Source organism: Streptomyces sp. NBC_01016 (genome assembly GCF_026341035.1).
GTDB lineage: Bacteria > Actinomycetota > Actinomycetes > Streptomycetales > Streptomycetaceae > Streptomyces.
On the sequence record NZ_JAPEOQ010000001.1, the window covers coordinates 3379089 to 3396709 of the forward strand.

At 71.3% G+C, this 17621-nt stretch carries 13 protein-coding genes and 1 pseudogene; 6 read left to right on the plus strand and 8 right to left on the minus strand.

Going from position 1 to position 17621, the window contains the following annotated elements; translation table 11 throughout:
* Positions 1-64: 64 nt before the first annotated feature.
* On the minus strand, positions 65-1312 hold the full coding sequence (locus OG746_RS15550) for an FAD-binding protein (protein WP_266715190.1): 1248 nt from the start codon (positions 1310-1312) through the stop codon (positions 65-67).
* A 158-nt stretch (positions 1313-1470) separates the two neighbouring features.
* On the opposite strand from OG746_RS15550, the gene OG746_RS15555 reads away from it, so the two are divergent.
* A complete protein-coding gene (locus OG746_RS15555; protein ID WP_266715191.1) occupies positions 1471-2151 on the plus strand; it encodes a pyridoxamine 5'-phosphate oxidase family protein in 681 nt (226 codons plus the stop codon).
* 65 nt (positions 2152-2216) lie between these two features.
* Complete coding sequence (locus tag OG746_RS15560; protein ID WP_266715192.1) at positions 2217-3539, plus strand: radical SAM protein; 1323 nt, start codon at positions 2217-2219, stop codon at positions 3537-3539.
* A gap of 33 nt (positions 3540-3572) precedes the next feature.
* Here the strand turns inward: OG746_RS15560 and OG746_RS15565 are convergent, their stop codons facing one another.
* Complete coding sequence (locus tag OG746_RS15565) at positions 3573-4601, minus strand: asparaginase (RefSeq protein WP_266715193.1); 1029 nt, start codon at positions 4599-4601, stop codon at positions 3573-3575.
* 155 nt (positions 4602-4756) lie between these two features.
* Between OG746_RS15565 and OG746_RS15570 the strand changes: the two genes are divergently transcribed.
* The gene (locus tag OG746_RS15570) at positions 4757-5206 is read left to right on the plus strand and encodes an Lrp/AsnC family transcriptional regulator (protein ID WP_266715194.1); all 450 of its coding nucleotides are present in this window, start codon (positions 4757-4759) and stop codon (positions 5204-5206) included.
* Positions 5207-5239: 33 nt separating this feature from the next.
* On the opposite strand, the pseudogene OG746_RS15575 reads toward OG746_RS15570, so the two are convergent.
* Positions 5240-6407, minus strand: a pseudogene (locus OG746_RS15575) (alanine--tRNA ligase-related protein).
* Positions 6408-6749: 342 nt separating this feature from the next.
* Between OG746_RS15575 and OG746_RS15580 the strand changes: the two are divergent.
* Complete coding sequence (locus tag OG746_RS15580; RefSeq protein WP_266715195.1) at positions 6750-7703, plus strand: helix-turn-helix domain-containing protein; 954 nt, start codon at positions 6750-6752, stop codon at positions 7701-7703.
* Positions 7704-7729: 26 nt separating this feature from the next.
* Here the strand turns inward: OG746_RS15580 and OG746_RS15585 are convergent, their stop codons facing one another.
* The 3 genes from OG746_RS15585 to OG746_RS15595 form a co-directional block, all read right to left on the minus strand.
* The gene (locus tag OG746_RS15585; RefSeq protein ID WP_266715196.1) at positions 7730-11413 is read right to left on the minus strand and encodes a S8 family peptidase; all 3684 of its coding nucleotides are present in this window, start codon (positions 11411-11413) and stop codon (positions 7730-7732) included.
* Between the two features lie 91 nt (positions 11414-11504).
* Entirely contained in the window at positions 11505-12032 is a 528-nt protein-coding gene (locus OG746_RS15590) for a DUF6069 family protein (protein WP_266715197.1), read from the minus strand.
* A gap of 63 nt (positions 12033-12095) precedes the next feature.
* Complete coding sequence (locus OG746_RS15595; RefSeq protein WP_266715198.1) at positions 12096-12485, minus strand: SHOCT domain-containing protein; 390 nt, start codon at positions 12483-12485, stop codon at positions 12096-12098.
* A 235-nt stretch (positions 12486-12720) separates the two neighbouring features.
* On the opposite strand from OG746_RS15595, the gene OG746_RS15600 reads away from it, so the two are divergent.
* Together OG746_RS15600 and OG746_RS15605 are read left to right on the plus strand one after the other, a co-directional pair.
* Positions 12721-14046, plus strand: coding sequence for a hypothetical protein (locus OG746_RS15600; RefSeq protein WP_266718978.1), 1326 nt, complete (start codon positions 12721-12723; stop codon positions 14044-14046).
* A gap of 13 nt (positions 14047-14059) precedes the next feature.
* Positions 14060-15082, plus strand: coding sequence for a TIGR00341 family protein (locus tag OG746_RS15605; protein ID WP_266715199.1), 1023 nt, complete (start codon positions 14060-14062; stop codon positions 15080-15082).
* Between the two features lie 177 nt (positions 15083-15259).
* Here the strand turns inward: OG746_RS15605 and OG746_RS15610 are convergent, their stop codons facing one another.
* Together OG746_RS15610 and OG746_RS15615 are read right to left on the minus strand one after the other, a co-directional pair.
* Positions 15260-16897 carry an acyl-CoA dehydrogenase family protein gene (locus OG746_RS15610; RefSeq protein WP_266715200.1) on the minus strand — a complete coding sequence of 546 codons (1638 nt, stop codon included), beginning with the start codon at positions 16895-16897 and terminating at the stop codon, positions 15260-15262.
* Between the two features lie 38 nt (positions 16898-16935).
* Positions 16936-17547 carry a TetR/AcrR family transcriptional regulator gene (locus OG746_RS15615; RefSeq protein WP_266715201.1) on the minus strand — a complete coding sequence of 204 codons (612 nt, stop codon included), beginning with the start codon at positions 17545-17547 and terminating at the stop codon, positions 16936-16938.
* Positions 17548-17621 lie beyond the last annotated feature (74 nt).

A 17621-nucleotide genomic window follows, 5' to 3' on the forward strand; every position in this document is an offset into this window, starting at 1 on the left:
CGCCCGACGGACTTCGACAAGGGGTTGGAGAAAGGGCTTTCAAAAGTCCTCTAGAAGCCCCTCCTCAAACACTCTGAAGCACGGTCCGCACGAACGCATTGCTGAACTTCCCCTGCGGATCCAGCCGTTCGGCCAGCGCCACGAAGTCCGCCGCATGCGGATACCGGGCGGCGACGCGCGCCGGATCGGCCGTGAACACCTTCCCCCAGTGCGGACGCGGCGCGAACTCCCGCAGCCGGTCCTCCACCAGCGAGACGACCGGAAGAACCCGCTCCGTGTCCGCCACCCACGTGAAGTGGAACGCGACCGTGTCCCGGCCGTACGCAGGGCTCAGCCACTGCGTGTCGGCGGCGACCGTGCGCACCTCGCAGACCTGGACCACGGGGGCGATCCGGTCGCGCACCGCGTCGAGGGCGGCGAGCGCGGCGACGGCGTGCTCGCGCGGCAGCAGATACTCCGACTGAAGCTCGTCGCCGTTGCTGGGCGTGAACTCGGCCCGGAAGTGCGGCAGTCGCTCGTGCCAGGGCCCCGGAACCCCGAACTGCTCGGTGCAGTGCACGGCCGACATCCCCGGCACAGGGTGCTGCGCCTGGACGGCGGCCTCGGCCCACGGGAAGTCCAGCGCTTCCGGCATCCGCCGCTTCACCCACACCTGGTCGAAGCGCGGACCGCGCCAGTCGGTGAACAGGCTCACGCTGTACGCGGCGGCCGACACGGACTCGAAGTCCAGCCCCTGGAAGGGGAGTTCACGGAACACGTGCTGCGCGACATCGAAGGACGGCTCCACGTCCAGCGTCAACGACAACACCACACCAAGCGCGCCCAGCGAGACGGCCGCCCCCTCGAAACCGGCGTCACCGCGCGCGAGCGTGACCAGCTCCCCGTCCCCGGTCAGGATCTCCACGGCCCGTACGGCCTCGGCCAGCGACCGGTTTCCGTTGCCCGATCCGTGCGTGCCGGTGGCCACCGAACCGGCGACGGAGATGTGCGGCAGCGAGGCCATATTGGGCAGCGCCAGCCCGTGCGCGTGCAGTTCGGCGGCCAGTTCGGCGTAGCGCACACCGCCGCCGACCCGGACGGTGCGCTCCGCGGTGTCGACGTCGATGCGGCTCGGCAGCGCGCCGAGCGACACGAGCGCGCCGTCGCGCTCCGCGTCCACGTCGGCGATCCGGTTGAACGAATGGCCGCTGCCGAGCACCCGTATGTGCCCGCTCTTGGTGACGGCGGCACGCAACTCGTCGACGGTGGCCGGACGGTGCAGCCGGTCGGCGGCGAAGGTGATGTTGCGGGCCCAGTTGGTGATTGCAGGCACGGGATGCCTTTCTCGAGTGCGGATTGCCGAGAATTGGACCACGGCATTCAAGCCCCTGCGGCGATTGAGCAGGCGGGGTCCGGGGCGGAGCCCCGCGTCCGCAACCCGACGGGTACCGATGAACGACCGCCGCCCCCACGGGAGTAGCGTTCCTGCGCATGACGTACACCGACGACTCCCGCACCCTGCCGCAGACCGAGCGGACCACGCACCGGCGGCTGCGGGAACAGGGCAGTACCGACCGCGCCGATCTGGAGGCGATCCTCGACGCGGGCTTCGTCTGCCATCTTGGTGTCATGGTCGACGGCGCCCCCGTCGTCGTACCGACCGTCTACGGGCGTGACGAGCGGTGGCTGTACGTGCACGGGTCGGTGGCCAGCCGCAGCCTCGCGGCCGACCCGGACGCGGCGGTGTGCGTGACGGTGACCCACGTCGACGGTCTGGTCCTCGCCCGCTCCGTCTTCGAGCACGGTGTGAACTACCGCAGCGCCATGGTGCACGGCGTGCCGCGCACGATCACCGACGAGGCAGAGAAGCTGGAGGGCCTGCGGCGCCTCACCGAGCACGCGACCCCCGGCCAGTGGACGTACGCGCGGCAGCCGAACCGCAAGGAGCTGGCCGCCACCACGCTCCTCGCGCTCTCCCTCGAAGAGGCGTCCGTGAAGATCCGGTCCGGCGCGCCCGACGACGGCGAATCGGCCGACGCGGAGCTCGGTCTCTGGGCCGGAACCCTGCCGCTGAACGCCCGCTGGGGCGCTCCCACGGCCGATCCGCTGCTGCCCATCGGCATCACCGCGCCCGCCCATGTGGTGGCCCGAGCGGGGACCCGGCAGGGCTGACCGGCGGCCGGGGCGTACCGTGAAGGGTCGAACCGTAGAACAGCAGAGGGTCGAGGAGTAACGGGATGCAGAGCCGAACGGCGCTGGTAGAGGACCTGATGGAGCGCTTCCCGCACGTTCCGAAGGAAGCGGTCTTCAAGGAGGACCTGCTGCGCGGCGGCGTCGCCTTCGACGCGTCGGCGCTGAGTGACAACGAGGACGGCGAGGTCAAGCCGAAGTCGTACTTCATCTTCTCCTTCGACCACGGCACGCTGCCCGAGCTGGGCGAGGCCGCGCTGCGCCGCCCGCCGGAGGAGATCGTCCTCACGGGCGGCCCCTACGACCTGCGCCGCACGGTCGTCTCGGTCCGCGTGAACCCGAAGTCCCCGTACCGCGTCGCCGCGAACGAGGACGGCATGCTCGGCCTCTACCTCGACGGCAAGCGCATCTCCGACGTGGGCGTGCCGCCGATGCCGGAGTACTACCGGCACAAGCTCTCCAACGGGAAGTCGGTCATGGAGGTGGCGCCCACGATCCAGTGGGGCTACCTGATCTACCTGACCGCGTTCCGGGTCTGCCAGTACTTCGGCGCCAAGGAGGAGTGCCAGTACTGCGACATCAACCACAACTGGCGCCAGCACAAGGCGGCCGGCCGGCCGTACACGGGCGTGAAGGACGTGGACGAGGTCCTCGAGGCCCTCGAGATCATCGACAAGTACGACACCGCGAAGGCGTCGACCGCGTACACGCTCACCGGCGGCGCGATCACGTCGAAGGTCCAGGGCCTGGACGAGGCGGACTTCTACGGGCGGTACGCCAAGGCCATCGAGGAGTACTTCCCGGGCCGCTGGATCGGCAAGGTCGTCGCCCAGGCGCTGCCCAAGGACGATGTGCAGCGCTTCAAGGACTACGGCGTGCAGATCTACCACCCCAACTTCGAGGTGTGGGACGAGTACCTGTTCAAGATGTACTGCCCCGGCAAGGAGCGCTACGTCGGCCGCGACGAGTGGCACAAGCGGATCCTCGACTCGCGCGAGGTCTTCGGCGCGCGCAACGTGATCCCGAACTTCGTGGCGGGCGTCGAGATGGCCGAGCCGTTCGGCTTCAAGACCGTCGACGAGGCCATCGCCTCCACCACCGAGGGCCTGCGCTTCTTCATGTCGAACGGCATCACGCCGCGCTTCACCACGTGGTGCCCCGAGCCGACGACGCCGCTCGGCAAGGAGAACCCGGACGGCGCGCCGCTGGAGTACCACATCCGGCTGCTCGACGCCTACCGCTCGACCATGGACGAGTACGGCCTGTCGTCGCCTCCCGGGTACGGTCCGGCGGGCGCGGGCCGGGCCGTGTTCTCGGTCAGCTCGTTCATGGACAGCCTCGCGCCCAACGAAGAGGCCGTGGAGTTCTGAGTCCCGCTCTCTGATCCTGTTACGCGGATCCTGTTACGCGGCCGCCTGCTCGCCGGACGCCTCGGTGCCGGCGGGCAGTGCGCCCGGCGCGTCGATCAGACGGCCGAGCAGGTCGGGCCGGGCGGCGGGGGAGACGTCCGCGAGGAGCGCGGCCAGGACGGCGATCCGGGTCTGGCCCGCGCGCAGCGTGCCGCTGAGCACGGCGCCCGCGGCGACCAGGTCGACGGCGCCGCCGCCCGTGTAGATCTCGGCGAGCGGACCCGCGGATACGCGCGTAGACACGGCGACGAGGACTCCGCGGCGTACAGCTGAGGACACCGCGTCGACCAGCTCCGGCGTCGCGTTCCCCGCGCCCGTGGCCACCAGCACGATGCCGCGCGCGCCCGCGGCGACGGCCGCCTCGAAGAGCGTGGCGTCGGCGTCGCTGTGGTGCATGACGATGTCGACGCGCGGTATCTCCGTTCCGGCCCCCGGCTGCGGCAGCGGGGCCGGGCGGCTCGGCTTGTGGCGCAGGTCTACGCGGCCGAAACCGAGCCGGCCGAGCGGGCCTGCCGACGGGTCGGCGAAGGCGTCGGCCGCGAGGGTCTGTGTCTTCACGGTGCCGCGAGCGGCGTGCACCTTTCCGTCGAAGGCGACGAGTACGCCCAGGTCACGCACGTTCGCGGCGAGCTGGAGCGCGTCGTACATGTTCCCGGGCCCGTCGCCCTCGGCCTGGCCGAGCGGCTTCTGGGCGCCGGTGAAGACGACCGGGCGCGGGTCGTCGTGGTGCAGGTCGAGCAGGAACGCGGACTCCTCAAGGGTGTCCGTGCCGTGCGTGACCACGATGCCGTCGACGGACGGGTCGGCGAGCACCTCGCGCACCGTGCGCAGCAGCGTCAGCTGGAGCTCCGTCGTCATCCGCGAGCTGTTCACGTTGAACAGGTCGACGACGTCCACCTCGACCCCCTCCGGCAGCGCGGCCGACGCGAGCACCGTGTCCCCGCCGGCGTCGGCGGCGTAGCCGGTGCCCTGCCAGCGGCTCGCGATGGTGCCGCCGGTGCTGATGAGGGTGATGCGTGCCATGTGACCTGCCTCGCGAATAGTCGGCGCTCGCGTAGTGGGCGCTCGCGCGCGTGGGGAGCGTATGTTCGATCTACAGCAAGGATAAATCGTGATCTGCGCAATCGGATTGCGAATCCTGGCCGATGATCGCGCAAAGCGTGGTGCATGATTGCGCCATGGACCGGATCGACCTGCATATCTTGCGCGAGCTCCAGGAGGACGGCCGACTGAGCAATCAGGACCTGGCCGCCCGCGTCGGCCTCAGCCCGTCCCCGTGCATGCGCCGCGTGCGGCAGCTGGAGAAGGACGGCGTCATCCAGGGCTACCGCGCGATCGTCGACCCGGACGCCGTCGGCCGCGGCTTCGAGGTCCTCGTCTCCATCGAGGTGCGCCGCGACCGGGCCTCCGTCGAGGCCTTCGAGCACGCGCTCCAGGACATCCCCGACGTCATCGAGGCCTACCGCCTCTTCGGCAGCCCCGGTTGCCTGCTGCGCATCGCGGTCGCCGACCTCGCCGCGTACGAACGCCTGTGGATCGAGGAGCTCACCGCGCTCGACGGGGTCACCGAGGTGAACTCGCAGATCATCATGAAGCGCATCAAGGAGCCGAGGGGGCTGCCGGTCTAGAGGATCCAGGAAGGCAGCCCTTTCGGCTCGGCCCTACCGCTCCCGCAGGTTCAGCACCAGCTCGCGCGGCAGCCCGTGGGTGTCGTGCAGATAGTGCAGGTCCTCCTCGCTCAGCGGGCCCGAGAACCGCGGCCGCGACAGCACCTTCCTGCCGCGCTCCAGGAGCCGGTCGAAGCGCAGCTCCTCGTCGAGCAGTACCTGGCGGACGTACGACGGGTCGACGTCCTGGCGGAAGTGGTCCAGGGTGTGCCGGATCAGCTCGACCGGCAGGTCCCCGAGCGTGCGCGTCGGATCCTCGCGGCGCAGCACGGTCAGCACCCTGCGGATCAGCCGGCGCAGCACGTATCCGCGCCCGGTGTTCGACGGCCGCACCCCGTCGCCGACGACCACGACGGACGAGCGCAGATGGTCGCCGACCACCCGGAACGACGGCTCGTCCAGCGGCCAGAGCCCCGGCAGCAGCCGCCGCCACGGATCGAAGACGTCGCACTCGAAGACGGACTTCCTGCCCTGCAATAGCGTGGAAAGCCGCTCCAGACCGAGGCCCGTGTCGACGTTGCGCTGGGGGGAGCGGCACCAACGAGCCGTCGTCCAGGCGTCGGTAACGCATCGTCACGTGGTTCCACACCTCCACCCAGCGCTCGTCCTTGGTCGGCGTCGACTCCGGCGGGGTGTCCCCGGTCCACAGGAAGATCTCCGAGTCGGGACCGCACGGCCCGGTCGGCCCGTTGTCCCACCAGTTGTCCTCGACGGTCTCCTCGATCGGCAACCCGCGCCGCTCCCACACCTCCCGCGAACCGGTGTCGGGCCCGGTCTGCTCGTCGCCGCCGAACACGGTCACGTACAGCATTCGCGGATCGATACCGAAGCCCTCGGTGAGCAACTCGTATCCCCACTCCAGACTCTGCGGCCCCTCGTAGTCGCCGAGCGACCACGTGCCGAGCATCTCGAAGACCGTCAGATGCGTGGGGTCGCCGACCTTCTCCAGGTCCGTGGTCCGCAGACACCGCTGTACGTTGACGAGCCGTCGGCCCAGCGGATGGGGGCGGCCCTCCAGGTACGGGGTGAGCGGGTGCATCCCGGAGGTGGTGAACAGGACCGGGTCGCCGGGCGGCGGCAGCAGTGTCGAGCCGGTGATCCGGCGGTGGCCGCGGTCCTCGTAGAACTCGGTGAACGTGCGGATGACGTCGTCGGTGCGCATGGGGTGACTCCTTCGCGTGATGCGGACGGGAGGCACCGGAAGCGGCCGGACGGAGCGCGGTGGGGCAAAAAAGAAGCGCGGTGGGGCAAAAAAGTACCGGCGGCCGTTTCCGGTCGCCGGTGGGAAGAGGTGGGTACGTCAGGCGGCGGCAACCGGCGAGCTGGTCGCTCGCGCGGTCGCGGTGGTGGTGCTGCGGTCCATGACGTCCATGCCCTCGAAGGTAACGCGGTCCGCCCGGCCGCGGCCAGGCATTTTCTGTGGGTCCGCCCACGGTGGAGTTCGCGCCCGCCTGCGAGACTTCCCGTCAGGCAGTCGGCGGACCAAAGGGGCGGGAGAGCGGCGGTGGGGCTGGAGGAGCTCGGACTCACGGCGGACGAGGAAGCCGTGTACCAGGCGCTGATCGCGCTGCCCACGGCCCCGTACGAGCGGATCGTGGCGGCGGCGGGGCTGCCCGACGCGCGGGTGCGTGCGGCCCTGGATCCACTGGTGGAGCGCGGGCTCGTGGTGCGCGCGGGCGACGGAGCCCGCTACGCGGCGGCGCCGCCGGCCGTCGCCCTCGGCGCCGAACTCGCCCTCCAGCGCGAGCGGTTGCAGCGTGCGGAGCTGGCGGTCGCGCGGCTGGCGGAGACGTACCGCACGGCGACCGCGGACCGCGCGCAGCGCGAACTCGTCGAGATCGTCGAGGGCGCCGAGGCGATCCGCACCCGCTATCTCCAGCTCCAGCTCTCCGCCCGCGACACCATCGACATCCTCTCGGCGGGCGAACCCGCCGCCGTCACCCCCGCCGACAGCGAGGAGGTGACCGCCATCGGCCGCAACGTGCGGGTGCGGGCCGTCATCGACCAGGGCTTCCTCAAGGAGCCGGACGCCGCCCAGCATGTCGCGCAGTCCCTCGCCGACGGCGTGCAGGTGCGCACCGTCGCCGAGGTCCCGTACAAGCTGATCCTGTGCGACGGCGCCGTGGCGATGCTGCCGCTGCACGGGCGGGGCGCGCCCGTGGACCCGGCGGTCGTGCTGCGCGGCGGACTCGCCCATGTGGCAAGGGAGTTGTTCGAGCAGGTGTGGCAGCGCGGCCGGCCCTACCAGGAGCCGGACGTCGGCGGTGACGCGCTCGACCCCCTGGACGCGCACATTCTCCGGCTGCTGCTCGCCGGGTTCACGGACACCGCGGTCGCGGGTCAACTCGGCATGTCCGTAAGGACGTTGCAGCGCCGCCTCCAGGCGCTGATGGTGCGCGCGGAGGCGACGACACGGCTGCAACTGGGCTGGTACGCGCACCAGCACAACTGGGTCTGAAATCAGTATGGTTGAAGGTGATCGGCCTAGTTGAGAGTGACCGCCCGTGTCACCTCCTGCTCGACCGTCAGCCCGCCCGGCGCCTTCGCCGTGGCCCGCAGCGACACCGAACCGGCGTCGCGCGGTGTGCTCAGGACGGTCGTCCAGTGCCCGTCACCGGTCCGCTTCAGCGACGCGTCCCGCCAGCTCGCCCCGTCGTCGTACGACACCTGGAGCGTCGCCGAGGAGGCGCTGACGCCACCGGTGTACGCGGCCGAGCGCAGCCCCAGTCCGAGGCGCTTGCCCGCCCTGGCGCCGCCCCGCAGATCGGTGTCGACCTCGTAGGAGAGGTTCAGCAGCGGCAGGTCGGCGCGGCCCGTGCCCGACGGCAGCGGCTTGTAGTCGAAGCCCCACGTGGTCGCCGTCTTCGTGGACGTCGTCCAGGCGGCGGTGTCCCGCTGTCCGGTCGCCACCAGCTTGTACGAGCCCGCCGTCATGTTCGCCGCCCGGCCCGACTGGGCGTTGAACCCGGCCACTTGGGTGTCGCCGCGGTAGAGCGTGGTCTGCTTGGCGCCGCCACCGGCACCGGTGTGGCCGTCCTCGGAGCCCGACCAGATCGCGGTGTTCCACTGGAAGAGATCGCTGCTGTTCTGGTACGCGGTGTACGTGCCGCCGAAGCGGGGCGCCTGCACCGGCTTGAACCAGCCGGTGTCGTAGCGCTTCCCCGCGGTGTAGGACGACGTCTGCCCTCTCTCGAAGTAGCCCGCGGCCGAGCCGAGTCCGGTGTGCTGCTCGAACCAGGACCCGGTGGCACCCGTGCCCCCGGAGACGTACTCGGTGGTGGTGCGGCCGAACTTGTCGTACGTGTCGCCGCCGAGCGCCGGGCTCCACGACGGGACGAAGTAGCGCCCGCCGGTGCCGAGCGTGCCCGGCTGCGCGTAGATGCTGTTGTCGACGCGGGCCAGGTCGCGGTTCTTCGGTGCATAGGCCAGTGATGTGTCCGGGATGCCGCCGTCGAAGGTCTTCGCCAGGTCGTACGTGTAGTCCGGGTACTCCTTCGCCCGCACCTTCAGCGTGCCGCGGCCGGGCTTCGCCTCGGCGATGAGGCGGGCGCCGTCACCCTGCTCCACGGACGCGACGGAGAGGCCGGCGGCGCCCGAGTAGGACTGGAAGAGGCGGCCGGGGGCGTCGTTGACGACGATCAGCATGGCGGCGCCGGCGTCCGCGGCCGCCTGGGCCCGCGCGCTCGCCGTGACCGCGTCTTCGCGGTCGACGAGCACGGCCTTGCCCTTGGCGTCCAGGTCCGCATAGTCGGACGCCGCGCCCCGACCGGCGTACACGGTCTTCAGCGCGCGCACCCCGTCGCGGAACGCGGTCTTCGGCTGGGCGGTCAGCGTGATGTCGCGGCCGGTGCCGGTCTCGGCGTCGAAGGCCTTCTCCCGCATCCGCCAGTGGGCGAACGCCTTCAGCGTCCCGTCGGTCACCTTCTTCGTCGGCGTGAGGTACAGCGAGTCGTACTTGCCGGCCAGCAGCACGGAGGAGGACCAGCCGTGCTCCGACGAACTACCGTACGTGCGTTGGACGTTGAAGACCGTCTGGACCGTCTCGCTCTCCCGCTCCGGTACCGCGTACGCCTTGTGTGCCTTCCTCGCGTCGAGTGCGGCCGTCCCCTTCGGGTGGGCGGCGCCGAGTGTCACCTCGTCGGAGATCAGCAGCGCCTCGCCGAGCGAACCGTCGCTGCCGCCGGGCACGTCCACGTACGAGGACGCGGTGTAGCGACCCGGAGGCAGCCGCAGCGTCGCCTCGCCGCCGGCGTCCACGTTGATGTACGTGGGGTCCTGCTCGGCGGTGGAGTACAGCGCGACGGTGTCCGCGAGCGGCTTGCCGTCGCGGCCCGTCACTTTGACCGTGTAGTCGTACATCTCCGCCTCCTTGAAGAGGGCGAAGGCGGTCCGGGCGACCACGGTGTCCGAGGCGGAGGCGGTGGCCAGGACATGACCGGAGAATGTGGTGCCCGCCGGGACCTTCGACGGGTCGAGGCTCAGCGTCACCTCGGCGGTGCCGTGCGCGGGGACGGACACCTTCGACGCCGACAGGGCGTACGCGTCGTCGTCCGTGTCCAGGGAGAGGGCGAGCGCCACGTCCGCGTCACCGTCGTTGCGGTAGGTGACCGTGCGCGTCGTCGCCTTCGCGTCGGCGTTCGGCCAGTCGTAGGTGGCCGCCGCGACGGAGCCGGTCGCCCCGATCGTGGCGTCCACGGCGGCGGCCGCGTCGACGCGCCCGGAGCCGACCTCGTACGGAGACTCGCCGGTCTTGTCCGACGTCGACATCAGCGCGTCCTTGACGCGCTCGCCGCTCCAGTCGGGGTGACGCTGCTTCAGGATCGCGGCGGCGCCCGCCACCAGCGGCGTCGCCATCGACGTGCCGCTCATCGTCCGGTACGGGCCACCGGTCCAGCCCGGCACCGACTGCGAGGCGGCGGCGGTGACGTCCACGCCGGGCGCGGAGACGTCGGGCTTGAGGGAGTGCGTGCCGGTCAGCGGGCCCTGGCTGGAGAAGGAGGCGCGCTCGTCGCCCCCGTCGACCGCGCCGACGGTCAGCGCGGACGCGGCGGCTCCGGGGGTGCCGATGGTGCCGGGGTCGTAGGCGTTGCCCGCGGCGATCACGTACAGCGGACCGCCGTCCGCGGACAGCGCGTTCACCGCCTGCGACATCGGATCCTCGCCGTCCGAGCCGTCGGGGGAGCCGAGGCTCATCGAGACGACGTCGGCGCCCTGCGCCTTCGCCCACTCCATGCCGGCGATCGAGTCGGAGTCCTGTCCTGTGCCCGCGTTGCTCAGCACCTTGCCGACGAGGAGACGGGCGCCGGGGGCCGCGCCCTTCTCCTTGCCGTCGGACGCGGCGCCCGTACCGGCGATGGTGGAGGCGGTGTGCGTGCCGTGGCCGTTGCCGTCGTCGACGTCCTGGCCGGCGACGAAGCTCTTGGACTCCTCGACCTGGCCCACCAGGTCCGGGTGGTCGAGGTCGGCGCCCGTGTCGAGCACCGCGACCTTCACGTCCTTGCCGTCGAAGCCCTTCCGCCAGGCGTCGGTCGCCTTGATCTGCGCGGTCTCGTCGGCGAGCGAGGCCTCCACCCTGCCGTCGAGCCACAGCTTGCCGATGCCGCCGTCGAGGGACTTCGGCGCCTTCCCCGGGGCGATGTCCTTCCAAAACGTGCGGGCCTCGTCCTTGTCCGCGCGCAGCGCCGTCGCGTCGATCGACGCGAGCGTGCGGACGGGCTCGGCGCCCTTGGGGGCGGCCGGGGGACGGGCGGAGCGGGACGTCGCGGGCGCCGACGCGATCAGCGGTACGCCGCCGGTGCGGGCGTCGTCGTAGCCCACCGCGACCAGTTGCGTGACGTCGAAGAGGCGCGGGTCCAGCTTCCCGGCGGCCAGCAGTGGCATCGCCTCGACCGGCACGACGTACGTGTCGTCGCCCTGGGTACGGACCTGCACCCCGCGGCCGTTCTCGTCGGCAGGGTCGACGGTCACGACGTCCTGACGGCCCGGCAGATCGGTGTAGTGCACGACGTCGCCGGTGACCAGCGTGATGTCGTGGGCCCGGCCGCGGGGTGCGGCGGTGGCCGCGTCCGAGGCGTCGGATGCCGGAGCGGCCACCGCCATCCACCCGATGAGCGCCATGGTGAGCGCGGTGGCCGTCGGCAGTGAACGGCGTCTGGATATGGATCTCATGCAGAGGGTCTAGCGGGCGCCGCCCGCCGCGCACAGCACCGTCCGGTGGCGGCCTTCCGACATGGCGGAAACCGGACGGGTGCAAACCGGGTCAGACGCGGCGGATCGCGCCTCGGCCCACCGCCGAGAGCAGTGAACCGATGGCGATTCCGATGACCAGGTACACCCCCGCTGTGCCGAACTTCGCCTCCCAGGTCAGGCTCGTGGTGAACGGCAGCAGCACCATGACCGCGGTCGCGAGGCCGATGATCCAGGAGAAGAAGCTGCCGGGGCGCGGGGTCGCCACGATCAGCAGGTTGAGCAGCGCGGTCGCGAGCAGCGCGGTCACGGCCGCGCCCATCGCCAGGGTGCCCGTGGTGGCGATGTTCATCAGGCCGTCGCCCGCCGGGGCGAACACCGGGATGTCGAGGACACCGCGTACGAGGAGCAGGGCGACCACCGCGGTGAGGGCGGCGATCACGGCGGTCATCACGCCGCCCGCCCACAGCTTTCCCGCGTCGAGCCGGGGCTGCGGTTCGGGTGCGTACGCCGGTTCGGGCTGTCCATAGGGCTGCCCGTACTGCTGATACTGCTCGTACTGTCCGTAGGGCTGTCCGTAGGGCGATTTCTGTGGTTCCACGATGAGGCTTTCCGGTTGGCTTTCCGGTCGGGTTTCCGGTGGGTTTTCCGATGACGGTGGGGTTCAGGCGAGAAGTTTTGCCTTCGCCTTCTCGAATTCCTCGTCGGTGAGTGCGCCGGACTTGTGGAGCTCGGCGAGCCGGGCCAATTCCTCGGTTCCGCCGCCGGATTCCGTCGCCGTCCTGCGGATGTAGTCCTGGAACCTGGATTCGGCCTGCTTGGCCCGATCGGCGTCGCGTCGGCCCATCCCGTTGCCGCGCGCGATCACGTAGATCAGCACGCCGATATACGGCAGCACAATGCAGAGAAGGAGCCAGCCGGCCTTGCTCCAGCCGGTCAGCGAGTCGTCGCGGAAGACGTCCATGACGATCCTGAACAGCAGGAACAGCCACATGACCCAGAGAAACAGGAACAGCATGGTGAGGAAGAGGTCGAGCAGGGGATAGTCGTCCATGATTCCCTCTCTCCGGCGCGGCGGATGTTCGGTGCAGTATCACCCGCCTTTCCGGCGCCCGCATTTCGGCCGGACACGGGGCGTGGACACGCCGCGAATTCATCGGCATCGGCCCGTCACTCGTCCGGCCCCGTCCGTCTCGCCCGTCGGCGGCGCAGCGGTTCCCCTGGCATTCACATCAGCGCGTCGGGGGCGCGCCGAAAAGGAGGCAACGGTGGCGGAGGAGACGGCGCCCATGGGGCCTGCCGAGCAGGCCGAACTCGCGCGGCTGCGGGGCCGGGTGGCCGAGTTGGAGGCCGAGCGCGGGAGTGTACGAGGCGGCGGTCGGCGTCACCGGGGGCGGTCGTTCCTCGCCGTCGTGCTCATCGTGATCGGCTGCATCCTCGCGCCGCTCGGCATCGTCGCCTCCTGGGCGGCCGATCAAGTGGGCGACACCGACCGCTACGTCGACACCGTCGGCCCGCTCGCCTCGAATCCCGACATCCAGAAGGCCGTCGCGAACCGCGCCACGAACGCGATCATGCAGCGGATCGACCTGCAGTCCCTGCTCTCCGAGGTACCCACCGACGACCGGCCGCTGGTCGAGAAGTCCCTGGGCAAGCTGGGTGACTCACTCGAAGACGCGGTCCGCAGCTTCGTCCAGGACAAGGCGCAGGGGGTCGTCGCCTCCGACGCCTTCGAGAACATCTGGAAGCAGACCAACCGCAAGGCCCACAGCGCCCTCGACAAGGCGCTGACCGGCAGCGGCGGCGGGGCGGTCAAGCTGGAGGGCGGCGACACCGTCACCCTCGACCTCGGCCCGGTCGTCGAGCAGGTCAAGCAGCGCCTCGTCGACTCCGGCCTCACCGTCGCCGCCAGGATCCCCGAGGTCCACACCGACTACACGCTCGTCACGAACGACAACATCGGCAAGGCCAAGACGTACCTGCGGCTGCTGCAGGTGATGGGCAACTGGCTGCCGGTCCTCGCCCTCGTCCTCGTCGCCGGTGGTGTGCTGCTCTCCGTACGCCGCCGCAGGACGGTCGTCGCCACCGCGCTCGCGGTCGCGGTGAGTTGCGGTCTCCTCGGCATCGGGCTGCGCGTCTTCCGCGTGATCTACCTCGACCGGCTGCCCGCGAGTGTGTCGCAGGACGCGGCGGCCGCGGTCTACGACACCATGACGCACTTCCTCTTCACCATGGTCCGGATGGTCGTCGCACTCGGCGTCGTCGTCGCGCTCGCCGCGTGGCTCACCGGGCGCGGCAAACGGGCCCGACTGGTGCGCGGGCTGTGGATCTCCGGCATCGACGGCGCGCGGCTCACCGCGGACCGGGCCGGGTTCCGCACGGGGCCGGTCGGCCCGTTTGTGCGTCACCACCGGACCTGGATCGGGTGGATCCTGGTCGTGGGCGCGCTCCTCGTCTACCTGCTGTGGTCGTACCCGACCGGCTGGGTGGTCGTCGGGATCGCGCTGTGCCTGCTGTTCCTGCTGGCCGTCGTGGAGTTCCTTGCGGCGGAGGGCGACGGAGACGGGGGCGGGCCGGACGCGGCGGGGAATCCGCCCGCGCCATCCGCGGTCTGAGGGAGTGCCGGTCATGAAGGTGATGGGGCGGGTCGACGCGGCCACTGTCCGGCGCATGACGGACACCCTGTTCATCGAGCGATCCCTGAAAAGCCCCAGCTCCACGCGGTTCTGGGGGCTGCTGGTCCTCGCCTCGGTGATCGCGGCCGCCGGTGTGGTGGGCGACTCGACGGCCACGGTCATCGGCGCGATGATCGTCGCCCCGCTGATGACGCCGATCCTCGGCAGCGCGCTCGCCCTGGTCCTCGCGGACCGTTCGCAGGTCGTGCGGTGCGTGCTGCTCGTTCTCGGCGGGGCGCTCGCGGTGGTGGCGATCGGGATGCTGCTGGGGTGGATCGCGGCGCCGCCCGACGACTTCGCATCCAACTCGCAGGTGTCGTCGCGGATCAGCCCCCGACTCATCGACCTGCTGGCCGCGCTCGCCACGGGCACGGTCGGCGCGTTCGCGCTGGTCCGCGCGGACATCTCCGACACGCTGCCGGGCGTCGCGATCGCCATCTCGCTGGTGCCGCCGCTGGCCGTGACGGGGCTGCTGATCACGGTGGGCCGGTTCCACGACGCGTTCGAGTCGGGGCTGCTGTTCGCCACGAACGTCGCCGCGATCGTGGCGACCGGGACGGTGGTCTTCCTCGTGTACGGGATCCGGGGCGCGGCCCGGGAGTCCGAGCGGTACGTGGGGGAGTTCCACGGTCGTACGTTGGTGGCGGTGGTCGGGGTCCTGCTGCTGATCGCGGTGCCGCTCACCACGGGGACGGCGTCGGTGTGGCGGGACCGGAACCTCGCGGCGGACGCGCGGCCGGTCGCGGAGGAGTGGGCGGCCGGCCGGAACTGGGACATCTCCTCCGTGGAGGTGCGGCAGGGCGTGGTGGTGGTCGGCGTCCTCGGGCTCCCGCCGCAGCCGGCCCCCACGGCCCTGCGCGCCGCGCTCGACCGCCACGGCATGTCCGACGCGGACCTGGAACTCCACCTCGTGGGCGGACGTACGCATTGGTGTGCGGCGGGCGGGGTGACGTGTGAGGTGAAGGGGGCGGAGTGAGGGGGCGGGGGCCGGGCGGGGCCCAGGCCAGGCCGGAGACCGGAACCGTGACGTCAGGCCACGACCCCGTCGTAGGCCCACGTCACAGTCCACCCCTCAAGCCGGCAGCCGCCCCAGCAACGCCTCCGGGCCCGGCACCCGGGCCCCGGCCCCCGCCGAAACCGCCCCGTAGACCTCCTACGCCGGCAACCGCCCCAGAATCCCCCCGAAGTCCGCCGCAGGCGGCAGCGTGCCGAAGGCCAGGCCGCGGTCGCCTGCCAGGCGGGTCGCGCAGAAGGTGTCGGCGACCGCGGCCGGCGCGTGCCGGACCAGGAGGGACGCCTGGAGGACGAGCGCCGCCCGCTCGATGAGGCGGCGGGCGCGGAGCTGCGCGTCCTCGGGCGAGGCCAGTTCCGCCTGGAGTTCACGCCACGCGGTGTCCAGGCGGGCATCCGCGCCGGACGCCGCCTCGACCTCCGCCCGGAACGCCTCCAGGGACTCCGGCTCGCGGGTCAACGCCCGCAGCATGTCGAGTGCGTTGACGTTGCCGGAGCCCTCCCAGATACCGTTGAGCGGGGCCTCGCGGTAGAGGCGCGGCATGCCTGACGCCTCGTCATAACCGTTGCCGCCCAGGCATTCCAGGGTCTCCGCGACCGCCACCGGCTGCCGCTTGCACACCCAGTACTTGCCCACCGCCGTGGCCAGACGAAGGAACGCCCGCTCACCCGAGTCCCCGCGTTGGGCGCGGTCCGCGGCGCCCGCGAGGCGCAGCCCGAGCGTCGTCGCCGCCTCCGACTCCAGGGCCAGGTCCGCGAGGACGTTCCGCATCAACGGCTGGTCGATCAACTTCGCCCCGAACACGGAACGGTGGCGGCTGTGGTGCGCCGCCTGCGCCAGCGACTCGCGCACGTGCGCCGCGGAGCCGAGGACGCAGTCGAGCCGCGTCATCGTCACCATGTCGATGATGGTGCGCACCCCCTTGCCCTCGTCCCCGACGAGCCAGGCCACCGTGTCGTCGAACTCCGGCTCGCTGGACGCGTTCGACCGGTTGCCGAGCTTGTCCTTCAGACGCTGGATGCGGAACGTATTGCGGCTGCCGTCGGGCAGGACGCGGGGGACCAGGAAGCAGGACAGACCACCGGGGGCTTGTGCAAGGACCAGGAACACGTCGTTCATCGGCGCCGACGTGAACCACTTGTGGCCGCGCAGGCGCCACGTGCCGTCCGCCTGCTCGACCGCGGCCGTCGTGTTCGCGCGCACATCCGTGCCGCCCTGCTTCTCCGTCATGCCCATCCCGGCGAGCAGGCCGCGCTTTTCGGAGGGGGCCCGGAGGCCGGGCTCGTACACGGTGCTCGTGAGCAACGGCTCGTAGACCTTGGCGAGTTCGGGCGCGCGGCGCAGCGCGGGCACCACCGCGTACGTCATGGAGACCGGGCACATGTGGCCCTGCTCCAGCATCGTGGCGAGCATGAAGGTGCCCGCGCGGGCCACGTGCGCGCCCGGTCGCTCGTCCGCCCACGCGGAGCCCGCCGCGCCCGCGGCCACCGTCGCGCGCATCAGTGAGTGGTACGAGGGGTGGAAGTCGACCTCGTCGACGCGGTTGCCGTAGCGGTCGTGCGTGCGCAGCTCGGGCTCGTGCCGGTTGGCCTGGTCGGCCCAGAGGCGGGCCTCCTCGCTGCCCACGTAGCGGCCGAAGCGGTGCAGCTCGTCGATGTGCCACCCGGCGCCCTCGCGACGTACGCCCTCCAGGAGGACCGCGTCGTCGGCGGCGTCGTGTCCGGTCAACGGCGGGGCCTGGTTGGTCACTTCGTGCGTCTGCGAGGGGTTCGACTGCATGAGGGGCTCCTTCAACGTGAGCGGGGTGGGGGAGCGGGTCAGGCGGCGGTCGGTGCGCCCGCGCAGCGCAGCGCCATCGCGGTGAGTTCGGCGATCAACTCGCTGCCTGCGGCCTCGTCGTGGGCGGCGAGCGGGTCGGCGAGCACCTCGCCGATCGCGCCGGTGAGCGCGGCCGCGGTGATCCCGCCGTTCTGCTTCGGCAGCAGGCCCGCCGCCATGCCCTCGTGCACGACTTCGGCGAACAGGGTGTGGTAGCGGCGCCGGTAGTCGATGCGCTCGGCGCCGACCTTGGGGTCGGCGGGGGCGACGAGCAGGGCGTGGGCGAGGCCGCGGTTCTCCAGCGCGCGCCGGGCGAACACCTCCACCCCGCGCCGCAGCCGCAGCACCGGGTCGCCGTCCCCCTGGAGCACCTCGCCGACCACGGTCACCTCCCGCGCCGCGGCCCGACGGAACACTTCGACCGCGAGCGCCGCCTTCGACGGAAAGTGCTGGTAGACCGAGCCCGCCGCGATCCCGGCGGCGTCGGCGACCGCCGTCACGGAGGCCTGCGCCCAGCCCACTTCGGCGACGACGGAGGTGGCGCACGCGACGAGGTGTTCGCGCGCCGCTTCGAGCCGGCGAATTTCGGCGGGGGTCTTGCGGTAGGCCATGCAAGCAGTGAACCATCATTCAGAGTTTCCCGCCATGGTCGGTCGGTTCCGCCGGTGGGGCAACACGACACAGG

What these genes read in the sequence shown, in the direction of transcription:
- OG746_RS15555 (WP_266715191.1), top strand. Translation starts at nt 1,471, where the DNA reads ATGACGTACACCGACGACTCCCGCACCCTGCCGCAGACCGAGCGGACC.
- OG746_RS15560 (WP_266715192.1), top strand. Translation starts at nt 2,217, where the DNA reads ATGCAGAGCCGAACGGCGCTGGTAGAGGACCTGATGGAGCGCTTCCCG.
- OG746_RS15565 (WP_266715193.1), bottom strand. Translation starts at nt 4,601, where the DNA reads ATGGCACGCATCACCCTCATCAGCACCGGCGGCACCATCGCGAGCCGC.
- OG746_RS15570 (WP_266715194.1), top strand. Translation starts at nt 4,757, where the DNA reads ATGGACCGGATCGACCTGCATATCTTGCGCGAGCTCCAGGAGGACGGC.
- OG746_RS15585 (WP_266715196.1), bottom strand. Translation starts at nt 11,413, where the DNA reads ATGAGATCCATATCCAGACGCCGTTCACTGCCGACGGCCACCGCGCTC.
- OG746_RS15595 (WP_266715198.1), bottom strand. Translation starts at nt 12,485, where the DNA reads ATGGACGACTATCCCCTGCTCGACCTCTTCCTCACCATGCTGTTCCTG.
- OG746_RS15600 (WP_266718978.1), top strand. Translation starts at nt 12,721, where the DNA reads ATGGGGCCTGCCGAGCAGGCCGAACTCGCGCGGCTGCGGGGCCGGGTG.
- OG746_RS15605 (WP_266715199.1), top strand. Translation starts at nt 14,060, where the DNA reads ATGAAGGTGATGGGGCGGGTCGACGCGGCCACTGTCCGGCGCATGACG.
- OG746_RS15610 (WP_266715200.1), bottom strand. Translation starts at nt 16,897, where the DNA reads ATGCAGTCGAACCCCTCGCAGACGCACGAAGTGACCAACCAGGCCCCG.
- OG746_RS15615 (WP_266715201.1), bottom strand. Translation starts at nt 17,547, where the DNA reads ATGGCCTACCGCAAGACCCCCGCCGAAATTCGCCGGCTCGAAGCGGCG.